This window comes from Streptomyces sp. NPDC002619 (genome assembly GCF_042889305.1).
Classification (GTDB): domain Bacteria; phylum Actinomycetota; class Actinomycetes; order Streptomycetales; family Streptomycetaceae; genus Streptomyces.
On sequence record NZ_JBIAQV010000017.1, the window covers coordinates 64,632 to 79,088 of the forward strand.

Consider the following 14,457-nt stretch of genomic DNA (forward strand, 5'->3'; position numbering starts at 1 on the left):
GTACGTACCGGGCACTACAGTGGTTCGAAACACGGGTCGGATCACCAGCAAGCAGCAGGGAGCGCATGACGTGCGGCCGGTAGGCAGCAAGTACTTCCTCGAGGAGCCGCTCGGACGCGGTGCCACGGGGACCGTCTGGCGAGCCCGCCAGCGAGAGACCGCGGGCGCCGAGGCGGCCGTGCCCGGCCAGCCCGGTGAGACCGTCGCGATCAAGGTCCTCAAGGAGGAGCTCGCGAGCGACGCGGACATCGTCATGCGGTTTTTGCGGGAGCGCTCCGTCCTGCTCCGGCTGACCCACCCCAACATCGTCCGGGTCCGCGACCTGGTGGTCGAGGGCGATCTGCTGGCCCTGGTCATGGACCTCGTCGACGGCCCCGACCTGCACCGCTATCTGCGCGAGAACGGCCCCTTCACGCCCGTCGCCGCGGCCCTGCTCAGCGCCCAGATCGCCGACGCGCTCGCGGCCAGCCACGCCGACGGCGTCGTGCACCGCGATCTGAAGCCGGCCAACGTGCTGCTTGAGCAGCAGGGCGGCCAGATGCACCCGATGCTGACCGACTTCGGCATCGCCCGTCTCGCCGACTCCCCGGGCCTCACCCGCACCCAGGAGTTCGTCGGCACGCCCGCGTACGTCGCGCCGGAGTCCGCCGAGGGCCGTCCGCAGACCTCCGCCGTCGACATCTACGGCGCCGGAATCCTGCTGTACGAGCTGGTCACCGGACGCCCGCCGTTCTCCGGGGGCTCCGCCCTCGAGGTCCTGCACCAGCACCTGAACGCCGAGCCGCGCCGCCCCTCCACCGTCCCCGACCCGCTGTGGACGGTCATAGAGCGCTGCCTGCGCAAGAACCCCGACGACCGGCCCAGCGCCGAGAACCTCGCGCGCGGCCTGCGTGTCGTCTCCGAGGGCATCGGCGTGCACGCGAACGCCGCGCAGATCGCCGCCGCCGAGGGCGTGGGCGCCCTGCTCGCCCCCGACCCGTCGCCGGCCACCGTGCCGAGCATGCCGGGGGCCGCCGACCCGACGCAGGTGCTGCCGACGGGCTCGGCGGCCGGGGCGTACGACCCGAACGCGGCCACCAGCGTCCTGCCGAACACCGGCGCGGCCGACCCGACCGCGGTCATGCCGCCCGTGCCGCAGGGCCAGTACGGCCAGCAGGGTCAGCAAGGGCAGCAGGGGGTGCAGCCCGATCAGCCGCACCCCTGGCAGACGCAGCTGCGCGCGGCCCGCGACCGCAACGAGCAGACGCAGGTCCAGTACATCGACCCCGATCAGGACCCGCTGCGCCGTCGCCCCCAGCGCCAGGTGGCCCGGCCGCAGCAGCAGCCGAGGCCGGCACAGCAGCAGCGCCCGCCGCAGGGGTACGGCCATCCGCAGCAGCACCAGCCGCAGCAGTACGCCCCGCAGGCCCCCCAGCGGCAGCCGCAGCGCTACTCGCCGCCGCCCGCCCCGGCGGAGCCCCGCCGCCCGGCTCGCGAGCCGCGGCAGCGCAGCGCCAACCCGATGAAGATCCCCGGGCTCGGCTGCCTCAAGGGGTGCCTGTTCACGGTCGTCATCCTGTTCGTCGCGGGCTGGCTGGTGTGGGAGCTGAGCCCGCTGCAGGACTGGATCGGCACGGGCAAGAGCTACTGGGCCGAGCTGAGCGACCTCGCCGGGACCGTGACCGGGTGGATCAAGGATCTGGGCGGCAGTTCGGGCGGTTCCGGCGGCAATTAGCCGCCCACCGGCACCAACTAGCCGCCCACCGACACCGAATAACCGGTCAGGGCAGCGACATGCCGCTCGATCGGGCATCGGTCTGGGGATTTGTCGACACCTGGCGGGTGATTTCCGTCCCCGTGGTGAAGGTTGGCTCTTCAGGCGCGTAGTTTTGGCGACAACACGCGTCTGTAGGAGCAGTCTTGGCACGGAAGATCGGCAGCCGGTACACCGCGAACCAGATCCTGGGGCGGGGCAGCGCCGGCACGGTGTGGCTGGGCGAGGGTCCCGAAGGGCCCGTCGCGATCAAGCTGCTGCGCGAGGATCTCGCGTCCGACCAGGAGCTCGTCGGGCGCTTCGTGCAGGAGCGCACGGCGCTGCTCGGGCTCGAGCACCCGCACGTAGTGTCGGTGCGCGACCTGGTGGTCGACGGAAACGACCTGGCGCTCGTCATGGACCTGGTCCGTGGCACGGACCTGCGCACCCGGCTCGAGCGGGAGCGGCGGCTGGCGCCCGAGGCGGCGGTGGCCATCGTGGCCGACGTCGCGGACGGGCTCGCGGCGGCGCACGCGTCCGGTGTGGTGCACCGGGACGTGAAGCCGGAGAACGTGCTCCTGGACATGCAGGGGCCGCTGGGCCCCGGCGGCGCGCACCCGGCCCTGCTGACGGACTTCGGGATCGCGAAGCTGATCGACTCCCCGAAGCGGTCCCGCGCCACGAAGATCATCGGGACGCCGGACTATCTGGCACCGGAGATCGTGGAGGGGCTGCCCCCGCGGGCCTCGGTCGACATCTACGCCCTCGCGACGGTGCTGTACGAGCTGCTGGCCGGGTTCACGCCGTTCGGCGGCGGACACCCCGGCGCGGTTCTGCGCCGCCACGTGACCGAGACGGTCGTCCCCCTCCCCGGCATCCCCGACGAGCTGTGGCAGCTGATCGTGCAGTGCCTCGCGAAGGCACCGGCGTCGCGCCTCAGGGCGTCCGAGCTGGCGGCGCGGCTGCGGGAGCAGCTGCCGACGCTGGCCGGGATGCCGCCGCTGGACGTGGACGAGCCGGACACGGAGCCCGGCGAGGAGACGATGGAGGAGGAGCCCGCGCCTCCGGCCGGTTCCGCTGAGGGGGATGCCGTACGGCGGCGGGGCGCGGTGTCGCTGGTTCCGGGCGCCAAGCCGGACTCCAACCGGGACACGCACACGTCGATGCGGGTGCCGGGCCCCGACGAGCTGGCCGGCGGAGCACGCGGTACGGCACGGGCGCCCAGGGCGCCGGGCTCCCGCCGCCCCGGTTCGGCCCGGCACCGCGCGGCGGCACGGCGACGCAGGGTGACGCTGGGAGTGGCGGGCGTGGTGCTCGCCGCGGCCATCGGCGCGGGAGCGTATTGGGCCGCGTCGGGCGACGACGCGGGGGCGACACCCCAGGAGACACATACCTCGTCGACCCCGTGACCTCGCGTTTCACCGTGGTCCCGGTGCGTGGCCACCGCCTGTGGGCGGAGCCGTTACGCTTGAAGGCGTGGCAGTCCTCGATGTATCCGAAGAGCTCAAGTCCCTCTCCTCGACCATGGAGTCGATCGAGGCCGTTCTGGACCTCGACAAGCTGAGGGCAGACATCGCCGTGCTCGAGGAGCAGGCGGCCGCGCCGGCCCTGTGGGACAACCCGGACGAGGCGCAGAAGATCACCAGCCAGCTCTCCCACCTCCAGGCCGAGGTCAGGAAGGCGGAGGCGCTGCGCGGGCGGATCGACGATCTCGCCGTGCTCTTCGAGATGGCCGACGAGGAGGACGACCCGGACACCCGCGCCGAGGCCGAGTCCGAGCTCGCCTCCGTGAAGAAGGCGCTGGACGAGATGGAGGTCCGGACGCTGCTCAGCGGTGAGTACGACGCCCGCGAGGCGCTCGTCAACATCCGCGCCGAGGCCGGTGGCGTCGACGCCGCCGACTTCGCCGAGAAGCTCCAGCGCATGTATCTGCGCTGGGCCGAGCAGCACGGCTACAAGACCGAGATCTACGAGACGTCGTACGCGGAAGAGGCCGGCATCAAGTCGACCACCTTCGCCGTCGAGATCCCGTACGCCTACGGCACGCTCTCCGTCGAGCAGGGCACGCACCGGCTGGTGCGCATCTCGCCCTTCGACAACCAGGGGCGGCGCCAGACCTCCTTCGCGGGCGTCGAGGTGCTCCCGGTCGTCGAGAAGTCCGACCACGTCGAGATCGACGAGTCCGAGCTGAGGGTCGACGTCTACCGGTCCTCCGGGCCCGGCGGCCAGGGCGTCAACACCACCGACTCCGCCGTGCGCATCACACACCTGCCCACCGGCATCGTGGTCTCCTGCCAGAACGAGCGATCGCAGATCCAGAACCGGGCCAGCGCGATGAACGTGCTCCAGGCCAAGCTGCTGGAGCGCCGCCGGCAGGAGGAGCAGGCCAAGATGGACGCCCTCAAGGGCGACGGCGGCAACTCCTGGGGCAACCAGATGCGTTCGTACGTGCTGCACCCCTATCAGATGGTCAAGGACCTGCGCACGGACTACGAGGTCGGCAACCCCGAGGCCGTGTTCAACGGGGAGATCGACGGCTTCCTGGAGGCCGGCATTCGCTGGCGCAAGCAGCAGGAGAAGTAACCGCAGTAGATTCATCGACTCGCCAACTGCCGCCCCCGAGGCGGCAGTTGGCATTTGTCTGGGTTTTACATCACACTCACACGCTTCAACTCCCGTCATACGTCCCGCAAGCGGACAATGCGCGCGCAACGGCCTTGACGATGCTTTGAAAAATGGGAAGGGTGAAGCGTGGCATGCGAATTTCTGGGGCGCATGTGAACCGGGGGACTTTGCAAGACGTCAGCTGCCCTCCGTCGAGCACGGCCAGCCCCATGCGCCGCACGTTGACCATCAGCTACTGGGGGTAGCAACCACATGACCAAGAAGACGCGGATCCGGATCGCGCGGATAGCGGCCGGCACCGTGATCGCCGCGGGCGCCTCGCTCACCGCCGCGGGTGCGGCTTCCGCCCTCGACATCGGCGTGAGCGCGGACGACAGCGGTGTCTCCGCACACGTCAACCTCGGCGACGAGGAGACCACTCCGGCGCCGGGCCCGACCGACACCGGGATCCCGACCGACCCGGCGAGCACGCCGCCGGCCACCCCGACCGAGGAGCCGCCGAGCACCCTGGACCCGACCGAGCCCACGGAGGAGCCCACCGAGCCCACCGACGAGCCCACCGAGGACCCGACCGACGGGAACGGCAACGGCGGTGGCAACAACGACAGCGGTGGCGGCAACAACGACAGCGGTGGCGGCAACAACAACACCGACCCCGACGGCGGCTCCGGCACCTCCGCCCAGGAGGAGGGCTCCTCGGCCCTCACCGACACCGGTTCCGACTCGGCCGCCCAGGCCCAGGGCAACGGCGACCAGCTCGCCGAGACCGGTGCCGCGCAGACCACGTTCCTCGTCATCGGTGCCGCCACCATGATCGCCGGTGGCATCGGCTTCCGTATCCTGCCGCGCCTCATGGGCGGCCGGGGTGGCGCGGCCGCCTGAGGTCAGCCCTCGGTAGTCGTACGCGCACGGACTGTGCGCACGTCGTACGGCGAAGGGCCCGGAGCTTGTCGCTCCGGGCCCTTCGGTCGCTCTGGACGCCGTCTACGCGGTCTGGTGCGCCAGCAGCGCCACCGTGGCGATGAGCACCGCCAGCAGCGCGATGAGTGCCACCGGGTTCAGTCCCGCGAAGAAGCTCTCCTGCTGCAGCCGCTCGCGGTTGGCACGGCACACCGGGCACCGGCCCTCGCTCACGGGCGCCGCGCAGTTCGCGCACACCAACCGGTCGTACGTCATGCGCTCGCCCTCCTTGCACCGGCCATCACACATACAACGCATCCGGGAACGAGAACGTTCCCCCCTCCACTGTGCCAGGTTCCCCTGGAAAGAGCGCGGTCGCTCGGAAAGCCCCGCCCCGCACAAATACAGACAAGCCCACCCAACCGTGACCGGCGACTGCGCTCGCCCACCCGGTTCGCGTATGGTCACGCTCATCTACCCCCGGCGACCCGTGGTGCATCCGTGATCCGATTCGACAATGTCTCCAAGGTCTACCCCAAGCAGACCCGCCCCGCCCTCAGGGATGTCACCCTCGAGGTCGAGAAGGGCGAGTTCGTGTTCCTCGTGGGGTCCTCCGGCTCCGGAAAGTCCACCTTCCTGCGGCTGATCCTCCGCGAGGAGCGGTGCAGTCACGGCCAGGTGCACGTTCTGGGCAAGGACCTCGCGCGCCTCTCCAACTGGAAGGTGCCGCAGATGCGCCGCCAGCTGGGGACGGTGTTCCAGGACTTCCGTCTCCTACCCAACAAGACGGTCGCCGAGAACGTGGCCTTCGCGCAGGAGGTCATCGGCAAGTCACGCGGCGAGATCCGCAAGTCCGTGCCGCAGGTGCTCGACCTTGTCGGGCTCGGCGGCAAGGACGACCGGATGCCGGGCGAGCTGTCCGGTGGTGAGCAGCAGCGCGTCGCCATCGCGCGGGCCTTCGTGAACCGGCCCAAGCTGCTGATCGCCGACGAGCCCACCGGCAACCTCGACCCGCAGACCTCCGTCGGCATCATGAAGTTGCTCGACCGGATCAACAGGACCGGTACGACTGTCGTGATGGCGACGCACGACCAGAACATCGTGGACCAGATGCGTAAGCGCGTCATCGAGCTGGAGAAGGGCCGCCTCGTCCGCGACCAGGCACGCGGTGTGTACGGCTACCAGCACTGAGACCGCGACCGATCCGCAGCAGTTCCACGGAAAGGCTTAACCCGACGTCATGCGCGCCCAGTTCGTACTGTCGGAGATCGGAGTCGGTCTCCGCCGCAATCTGACGATGACCTTCGCGGTGATCGTCTCCGTCGCCCTGTCCCTGGCCCTCTTCGGCGGTTCGCTGCTGATGAGCGACCAGGTCACCACCATGAAGGGCTACTGGTACGACAAGGTCAACGTCTCGGTCTTCCTCTGCAACAAGAGCGACGCCGAGTCGGACCCCAACTGCGCCAAGGGCGCGGTCACGGACGACCAGAAGAAGCAGATCATGTCCGACCTCGGCAAGATGTCCGTGGTCGAGAAGGTCAGCTACGAGTCGCAGGACCAGGCCTACAAGCACTACAAGGAGCAGTTCGGGGACTCCCCGCTGGCAAGCTCCCTCACGCCGGACCAGATGCAGGAGTCGTACCGCATCAAGCTGAAGGACCCGGAGAAATACCAGGTCATCGCGACCGCCTTCGACGGGCGGGACGGCGTGCAGTCGGTTCAGGACCAAAAGGGCATTCTGGATAACTTGTTCGGGCTGCTGAACGGCATGAACTGGGCCGCACGGATGGTCATGGCGCTGATGCTGGTCGTCGCGCTGATGCTGATCGTCAACACCGTGCGCGTGTCCGCGTTCAGCCGTCGCCGTGAGACCGGGATCATGCGGCTGGTCGGTGCCTCCGGCTTCTACATCCAGGCGCCGTTCATCGCCGAGGCCGCGGTCGCCGGGCTCATCGGCGGCACCGTCGCCTGTGGATTCCTCGTCGTGGCACGGTACTTCATCATCGACCACGGTCTGGCCCTGTCCCAGAAGCTCAATCTGATCAACTTCATCGGCTGGGACGCGGTGTTGACCAAGCTGCCGCTCATCCTGGCGACGAGCCTTCTCATGCCCGCGTTGGCCGCTTTCTTCGCGCTGCGCAAGTACCTGAAGGTGTGACGCATGCCAAGAGGGCCGTACGGTCAACCGGCCGTACGGCCCTCCGGCTTGTCCTAGACTCACCGGCATGTCAGGCCGCGACCCGTTCTGTCAGCCCCGCCGCATCCGCCGCGGGGCGGCCCTGACTTTGGTCTTCGCCGGCGTCCTCGTCACCGGCGCCGCGACCGGCTCCTTCTCCTTCTCCGACGCCTCCGGCCGCCGGGCCGCACAGGGCGCGGTCGGTGCCGACATCCGCCACGACGACGTCCAGAAGGCCGCCGCCGAGGCCCTGGCCGACGGCAAGTCCCCCATGGAGGCGGCCGAACGGGCGGTCAGTCGCAGCGGGGACCGCTGGAGCGCGGTCTACTCCGAGGGCGAGTACCAGGAGTTCGAGGAGGCCCTCGACGGCGAGTACACCGGCGTCGGCCTGTGGACGCGGCGCGAGCGCGACGGCCGGATCGAGGTGACCAAGGTGCAGTCCGGGTCGCCCGCGGCCGCCGCCGGCATCCACCCTGGCGACCGGCTGCGCAGCATCGACAGCACCAAGGTCGACGGCCGCCCCGTCACCGAGGTCGTCGCCCTCCTGCGCGGCGACGCCGACGACGCCCCCGCGGGCACCAGCGTCCGCCTCGGCCTGGAGCGCGGCACACGAGCGTGGAGCGAGACACTGCGCCGGGCCCGGCTGTCCACCGACTCCGTGACCGTCCGCAGGCTCCCCGCCGATGCGACCGTCATCAAGATCGGTGCCTTCACCAAGGGCTCGGGCGACGTCGTCCGCACGGCCGTCAGGCAGGCCCCGGCCGGCGCCGGGATCATCCTCGACCTGCGCGGCAACTCCGGCGGCCTGGTCACCGAGGCCGTCACCGCCGCCTCCGCCTTCCTCGACGGCGGCCTCGTCGCGACGTACGACGTCGACGGCGCCCAGCGTGTCCTGCACGCCGCGGCGGGCGGTGACACCACCCGCCCGCTGGTCGCGCTCGTCGACGGCGGCACGATGAGCGCGGCCGAGATGCTCACCGGCGCCCTCCAGGACCGCGGCCGCGCGGTCGTCGTCGGCACGCGCACCTTCGGCAAGGGCTCGGTGCAGATGCCCAGCCGGCTGCCCGACGGCTCCGTCGCCGAGCTGACCGTCGGCCACTACCGCACTCCCTCCGGACACACCGTCGACGGCCGGGGCATCACGCCCGACCTGGAGGTCGAGCAGCGGGCGCTGGAGCGGGCGGAAACCGTCCTCAGCGGCCTGGGCGATCCGTCGTAGGCGCTACGACCGCCGCGAGCCACCTCCGTTAATGCACTTCCCGCGCACCCCCTGTGTGGTGCGAAAATGGTCGGCACTATGGCTAAGGAAAAAGGGCGCAAGCTGATCGCGCAGAACAAGAAGGCGCGGCACGACTACCACATCCTCGACACCTACGAGGCCGGACTGGTCCTCATGGGCACCGAGGTGAAGTCGCTGCGCCAGGGAAGGGCCTCGCTCGTGGACGGCTTCGTCCAGCTGGACGGCCACGAGGCGTGGCTGCACAACGTGCACGTGCCCGAGTACAGCCAGGGCACCTGGACCAACCACAGCGCCCGCCGCAAGCGGAAGCTGCTGCTGCACCGCGACGAGATCGACAAGCTGGAGTCCAAGTCGCAGGAGACGGGTCACACGATCGTGCCCCTCGCCCTGTACTTCAAGGACGGCCGTGCCAAGGTCGAGATCGCGCTGGCGAAGGGCAAGAAGGAGTACGACAAGCGGCAGACCCTGCGTGAGCAGCAGGACCGGCGTGAGGCGGACCGTGCGATGTCGGCGGTGCGGCGCAAGCAGCGTGGGTAGATGTGTCGCCAGGAATACGCTGGCACCCACCCGCGTTGGTCACGTAGGATGGATCTGCACTCCACAGCGGGTGCGCGTGACCCTCTCCGGAGGGTTTGAAAAAACAACATGGGGATGATCGGTTTCGACAGCGGCTGTCGAAGCAGGGGAAGCGTGTCGAGGAAGCGGCCATGATCTCGTAAACCACAGGCCGAAAAAAATAATCGCCAATACCAAGCGCGATTCCTTCGCCCTCGCTGCCTAAGTAGCGACTTGCGAAGTGTCAGCCCGGGGCTGTTCCCGACCCGGATCCTGGCATCAGCTAGGGAACTAAACCTTGATCCCGGTCACGGGGTGAAGAGGGAAACCAAACAGTGACTGAGCCCGTCGGAGACTTGTTCGCGTGATCTCCGGGGCCGAGAAAAGCGAAGCGAACTGCACACGGAGAAGCCCTGATTCCGCACCGTTGGACGCGGGTTCGATTCCCGCCATCTCCACGATTTCCCATGTTGAGGGCCCGGTGGTCATAGACCACCGGGCCTTCGTCGTGTCTGCCCTCTGCCTCGCACACCCTTGCCGGATTGGTCTGGACCTGCCACGCTGCCCGCGCCACCTCCCGCATCCCGTAGCCGCTCCCTCCCCGGAAGGTACGTATGCGCCGCAGACTGCTCGCCGTGCTCGGGCTGCTCACCGCCCTGCTCGTCCCGTACGCCCCGTCCGTCTCCACCGCCTCGGCCGCCACCGGCACCCCACCGCAGATCTACGGCGCCTGGCACTGCTCGAACGACGCCTGCACCTGGGGCACCGTCCGCACCGTCGCCGAGTTCGACTCGCAGAACCACTGGCTGATCGACCGCGGCGACGGCCGCCCCTCTGTCAACCTCGTCGTGCTCAGCTTCGTCGAACCGCTCAAGCTGCTGCACGGCACGAACGACGCGACAACCGTGAACGGCGTGCCCAAGGGCATGACCCGCGACATCGTGCAGTACTTCACGGCACACGGGATCCGCGTGATGCTCTCCATCGGCGGGATCACCTACACCGACGCCTGGGACTCCGCGCTCGCCGAGAACGCGACCCTCCTCGGCCAGCGGGCCGCGGCCCTCGCGAGCGACCTCGGCGTCGGCATCGAGATCGACTACGAGCAGAACACCAACCCGGACCTCACCGGACTCCAGGCCTTCATCGACGCCTACCGGGCCGCGCACCCGTACGACGCCTCGGGATCCGACCCGGCCGCCCGGCTCACCCTCGACACCGCCGCCGGCGACCGCTGGCTCATCGACATCAACCGCAAGGCCACCGCCGACTGGCTGCGCACCGACACCCCCGTCCTCGACTACGCCAACGCCATGGTGCCCGCCCGGCAGCCCTCCACCAGTTCGGCGATCGCCAACTGGCAGGAGCATGTGGACGGCAAGCCGACGTACTCGCCGAAGGTCCCGCCGCTCGCGCCCGCCAAGTTCACCGGCGCCGTCTACATCAGCGACCAGTCCAAGTCCCTGCCCGAGTGCACCGACTTCGCCAACTCGCTGCAGAACTCCACGGGTTCGTTCACCCAGACCGTCGCGCCGAACGGGGCCGGCACCAGCTCCGGTCTGCTCGGCTACATGTTCTGGGCTGCCGAACGCCCCTCCACGCGCGGCACCGGCACCGCACCGCCGAACACCTGCGAGGGCGGCGTCGGCGCGGGCGCGACCGCGTACAACATCCCGCTGCCGATGCCCGCCCTGCGCCAGGGCTGAGCCCGTCGCACAGCGCCAACACCCAGCCCGGGACGCCCAGTTGTGGTGTCCCGGGCCATATCGGGAGGCGGTACGCGCTCCTACGGTCCCTCCCCATGACACAGACCAGAGCCGCACGTCACCACCTCACCGTCCTCGCGACCCTCCTCGTCGCCCTGCTCGCCGCCCTCCTCACCCCGGGCCGCGCCTCCGCCGCCTCCCTCCAGGAGGTCACCGGCTTCGGAACCAACCCCGGGGCCCTGCGCATGTTCCGGTACGTCCCGGACGGCCTGCCCGCCGGACGGCCCGTCGTCGTCGCCCTGCACGGCTGCACCCAGAACGCCTCCGGGTACGGCACCGGCAGCGGCTGGCTCCAACTCGCCGACCGCTGGGGCTTCTCCGTCGTCCTGCCCCAGCAGACCTCCGCCAACAACCTCTCCTCCTGCTTCAACTGGTTCCAGACCGGCGACATCGAACGCGGCCAGGGCGAGGCCGCCAGCGTCGCGCAGATGGTGGACCGGCAACTCGCCGACGTCTCCGGGGACGCCTCACGGGTGTACGTCACCGGGCTGTCCGCCGGCGGCGGGATGACCTCCGTCATGATGGCCACGTACCCCGAGAAGTTCGCCGGCGGAGGCGTCGTCGCCGGGCTGCCGTACGGCTGTGCGCAGGCGGCCGGATCGCCGTACGTGTGCATGTACGTCGGCGCCACGCAGACCGCGAAGCAGTGGGGCGACCGGGTGCGCGCCGCCCGCCCCGGGTACACCGGGCCCTGGCCGGTGCTCACCGTCTTCCAGGGCAGCGCCGACTACACCGTGAAGCCCGTCAACATGACCGACCTGATGAAGCAGTGGACCGATGTGCAGGGCGCCGACCAGACCGCCGACGTCAGCGACACCGTCGCCGGGTACCCGCACCAGGTCTTCCGGAACCCGGCCGGGAACGCGGTCGTGGAGACGTACAGCATCACCGGCATGGGACATGGTCAGCCCGTCGACCCCGGTACCGGCAGCGAGCAGTGCGGGACGGCCGGGGCCTACATCCTGGACGTGAACCTGTGCGCCGCCTACCGGCTCGGCCGGGCGTGGGGTCTGGGCTGAGGGGCTGAGATTCGGCGTCTCGAACTCAGCGCACCCGCCGATGAGTTGATCAGCAGGGCACCGGCCGCCGCCACGACCGGTACGGCGAAGGCGGCGGCCGAGGTGTGTTCCGTGGCCCAGCCGCCGAGTGCCGAGCCGCAGGCTATGCCAGTGAGCAGGCCTGTGACGACGAGGCTCATGCCCTCGTTCAGACGGTCCTCAGGGGTGCGCCGCTGGACCAGCGTCATCGCGGTCACCATGGTCGGGGCGGTTGCCATGCCCGCCGCCAACAGCGCCGGTGCAAGGGCCCAGAGGGATCCCGCCGTGGTGGCGGCGAGCAGCGGCAGGGACATCAGCACGGTCATCGCGCCCAGGCAGCGGGTCAGGTGCGGCGCCGCCGGTTTCCGGGCGCCGTACAGCAGGCCCGCCGCGCACGACCCGGCCGCCTGGAGCGCCAGCACAAGCCCGGCCGCCGAGCGGTGCCCCTGCCCGTCCGCGTACGCGATCGTGACGACTTCCATCGACCCGAACACCGCACCCGTGGCGACGAAACAGGCCAGGAGCGGAGGAAAGCCGGGGGTGCGGATCGGTGACGCGGCCCGGGTGAGCGCCCGCGGCGGAGGCTCGGTCGCGCGCTGGGCGGTGAACAGCAGCATCCCGGCGAGCAGCAGGCACGCGCCGACGAGCGTGCCCGCCTCCGGGAAGAACGTCCCGGTCAGGAAGGACGCGAGGACCGGCCCGAGCATGAAGCACAGCTCGTCCGCAGCCTGCTCGAACGCGTTCGCGGTGTGCAGGGCGCCGGGGTCGTCCCGCAGCAGATGGGCCCAGCGGGCGCGGGAGAGGCCGCCGATGTTGGGGGTGGACGCGGTCGCGGCGTACGCGGCGAAGAGGGTCCAGTCCGGGGCGTCGTAGCGGACGCACAGCAACAATGCGAGGCTGCCCAGCACCGCGGCGACCGTGGCAGGTACGGCGACCCGGGCCTGCCCGCGCCGGTCGACGAGCCGCGCGAGCCACGGCCCGGCGACGGCGGTCGCCGCGAGGCCGGTCGCGGTGACGGCGCCGGCGAGGGCGTACGAGCCCCTGGACCCCGCGATCATGACGACCGCGCTCACGCTGAACATGCCTATGGGGAGCCGGGCGATCAGGTTGCCGGCGGTGAAGGCCCGGGCACCGGGCAGGCGGAACAGCCGGCGGTACGCGCCGGTCGGGGACTGAGGCATGGCTCCACCGTCACTCGGAGTGGATCAAGGGGTCCAACACCTTCTCGGTGCCGATTGACGCATCGACGTTGTGAATGGGGCTTGGGCCCACGTAGGTTCGCCGGATGCCCGCCCACCTGGACCCCCGTCTGCTCAGCGCCTTCGTCACCGTCGCCGAGGAACTGCACTTCACCCGCGCCGCGGCCCGGCTGTACGTCGCGCAGCAGGCGCTGAGCCGGGACGTACGGCGCCTGGAGCGCGAGCTGGGCAGCGAGCTGTTCGTACGGACCACCCGCCAGGTGACCCTGACCGCGGACGGTGAGCGCCTGGTGCCGTTCGCCCGCAGGGTCCTCGCCGCCCAGGACGACCTCCTCGCCGCCTTCGGACAGGCCCGGCCCCTGCTGGTCGACCTCAACTCTCCGGGCCTGGTCACCGGTCGCCGGGTGCTGCACCGGGCCCGTGAACTCGCCCCCGACTGCGAGCTGATGGCCCGCTACGAGAGCGGGCTGACCGGAGCGGCGGCCGAACTGCTCGCGGGCCGCCTGGACGCGTCGTTCGGCCGCTTCGCGGGCCTGGACCCGGCGCTGCGGACCGGCCTCGAACAACAGCCCGTGCGCTACGAGCCCATGGCCGTCGTCCTCCCCGACGACCACCCGCTCGCCGCGCGGAAGACGGTGCCGCTGTCTTCGCTGGCGGGGGAGACGGTGTACGCCGGGGCCGGGAATCCGCGCACCCCCGAGTGGACCGGCCTCGCGCGTCAGCTGTTCGAGGGGCGCGGGATCCGGATCGCGCCACCCCTTCCGCTGGCCGTCGGGGACGAGGAGTTCGAGCGGATCATGGCGAAGACGCGGCACCCGATCCTCGCCGTGGTGGACTTTCCGGCCATGCCGCGCACGGTTCTGCGCCCCCTGGTCGATCCCGTCCCTCTCTCGTCGGTGTCGCTCGTGTGGCGAAAGGGGCTGGTCCATCCCGGACTTGGCGCGCTGCGCCGGGCGGCCACCGAGGTCGCCGTGGCCGAGAAGTGGCTGCACAGGCCTGCTGAGGGGTGGATTCCAGCTAGTGATGTAAATGTGATGAGTGTCCACAACTGAGACGCGGCGTCCACGGCTCCTCCGCGTGCGCTACATTCATGGCCTGAGCACGGTGTGGTAAAGGGGGCGCTCGGACCGGGTGGGGGACTGGTTCGATCGACGGGTGCTCGGCGTCGTAGGCGCACCCGGAACTGTCCCGTGGGGGGATGTGCGCACGTGAAAGAGTGGCGAGAAG

13 protein-coding genes and 1 other RNA gene are annotated in these 14,457 nt (G+C 70.3%); 12 read left to right on the forward strand and 2 right to left on the reverse strand.

Going from position 1 to position 14,457, the window contains the following annotated elements:
- Positions 1–70: 70 nt before the first annotated feature.
- From ACFYXB_RS25160 to ACFYXB_RS25175, 4 genes are all read left to right on the forward strand, one after another.
- Positions 71–1,714 carry a serine/threonine-protein kinase gene (locus ACFYXB_RS25160; protein WP_389586180.1) on the forward strand — a complete coding sequence of 548 codons (1,644 nt, stop codon included), beginning with the start codon at positions 71–73 and terminating at the stop codon, positions 1,712–1,714.
- Between the two features lie 185 nt (positions 1,715–1,899).
- Complete coding sequence (locus ACFYXB_RS25165; RefSeq protein WP_389586182.1) at positions 1,900–3,141, forward strand: serine/threonine-protein kinase; 1,242 nt, start codon at positions 1,900–1,902, stop codon at positions 3,139–3,141.
- 67 nt (positions 3,142–3,208) lie between these two features.
- A complete protein-coding gene (gene prfB / locus ACFYXB_RS25170) occupies positions 3,209–4,315 on the forward strand; it encodes a peptide chain release factor 2 (RefSeq protein WP_351347932.1) in 1,107 nt (368 codons plus the stop codon).
- Positions 4,316–4,609: 294 nt separating this feature from the next.
- Positions 4,610–5,239 (forward strand): hypothetical protein, encoded by a 630-nt coding sequence (locus ACFYXB_RS25175; RefSeq protein ID WP_389586184.1) that lies wholly within the window; start codon positions 4,610–4,612, stop codon positions 5,237–5,239.
- A gap of 102 nt (positions 5,240–5,341) precedes the next feature.
- Here the strand turns inward: ACFYXB_RS25175 and ACFYXB_RS25180 are convergent, their stop codons facing one another.
- On the reverse strand, positions 5,342–5,533 hold the full coding sequence (locus ACFYXB_RS25180) for a hypothetical protein (RefSeq protein WP_189311818.1): 192 nt from the start codon (positions 5,531–5,533) through the stop codon (positions 5,342–5,344).
- Between the two features lie 225 nt (positions 5,534–5,758).
- On the opposite strand from ACFYXB_RS25180, the gene ftsE reads away from it, so the two are divergent.
- From ftsE to ACFYXB_RS25215, 7 genes are all read left to right on the forward strand, one after another.
- Complete coding sequence (gene ftsE / locus ACFYXB_RS25185) at positions 5,759–6,448, forward strand: cell division ATP-binding protein FtsE (protein WP_351347929.1); 690 nt, start codon at positions 5,759–5,761, stop codon at positions 6,446–6,448.
- Between the two features lie 49 nt (positions 6,449–6,497).
- On the forward strand, positions 6,498–7,415 hold the full coding sequence (ftsX, locus tag ACFYXB_RS25190) for a permease-like cell division protein FtsX (RefSeq protein ID WP_351347927.1): 918 nt from the start codon (positions 6,498–6,500) through the stop codon (positions 7,413–7,415).
- 67 nt (positions 7,416–7,482) lie between these two features.
- Positions 7,483–8,652, forward strand: coding sequence for a S41 family peptidase (locus ACFYXB_RS25195; RefSeq protein ID WP_389586188.1), 1,170 nt, complete (start codon positions 7,483–7,485; stop codon positions 8,650–8,652).
- Between the two features lie 78 nt (positions 8,653–8,730).
- Complete coding sequence (smpB, locus tag ACFYXB_RS25200; RefSeq protein WP_351347923.1) at positions 8,731–9,210, forward strand: SsrA-binding protein SmpB; 480 nt, start codon at positions 8,731–8,733, stop codon at positions 9,208–9,210.
- 110 nt (positions 9,211–9,320) lie between these two features.
- Positions 9,321–9,689, forward strand: a transfer-messenger RNA (tmRNA) gene (gene ssrA, locus ACFYXB_RS25205).
- A gap of 153 nt (positions 9,690–9,842) precedes the next feature.
- Positions 9,843–10,934 (forward strand): hypothetical protein, encoded by a 1,092-nt coding sequence (locus ACFYXB_RS25210; RefSeq protein ID WP_351347921.1) that lies wholly within the window; start codon positions 9,843–9,845, stop codon positions 10,932–10,934.
- Between the two features lie 95 nt (positions 10,935–11,029).
- Positions 11,030–12,013, forward strand: a complete 984-nt coding sequence (locus ACFYXB_RS25215; protein WP_351347919.1) for a PHB depolymerase family esterase — start codon at positions 11,030–11,032, stop codon at positions 12,011–12,013.
- Here the strand turns inward: ACFYXB_RS25215 and ACFYXB_RS25220 are convergent.
- Positions 11,980–13,212, reverse strand: a complete 1,233-nt coding sequence (locus ACFYXB_RS25220) for an MFS transporter (protein WP_389586191.1) — start codon at positions 13,210–13,212, stop codon at positions 11,980–11,982. The genes ACFYXB_RS25215 and ACFYXB_RS25220 overlap by 34 nt on opposite strands.
- Before the next feature lie 104 nt (positions 13,213–13,316).
- On the opposite strand from ACFYXB_RS25220, the gene ACFYXB_RS25225 reads away from it, so the two are divergent.
- Positions 13,317–14,282, forward strand: a complete 966-nt coding sequence (locus ACFYXB_RS25225; protein WP_389586194.1) for a LysR family transcriptional regulator — start codon at positions 13,317–13,319, stop codon at positions 14,280–14,282.
- The last annotated feature ends 175 nt before the right edge of the window (positions 14,283–14,457 follow it).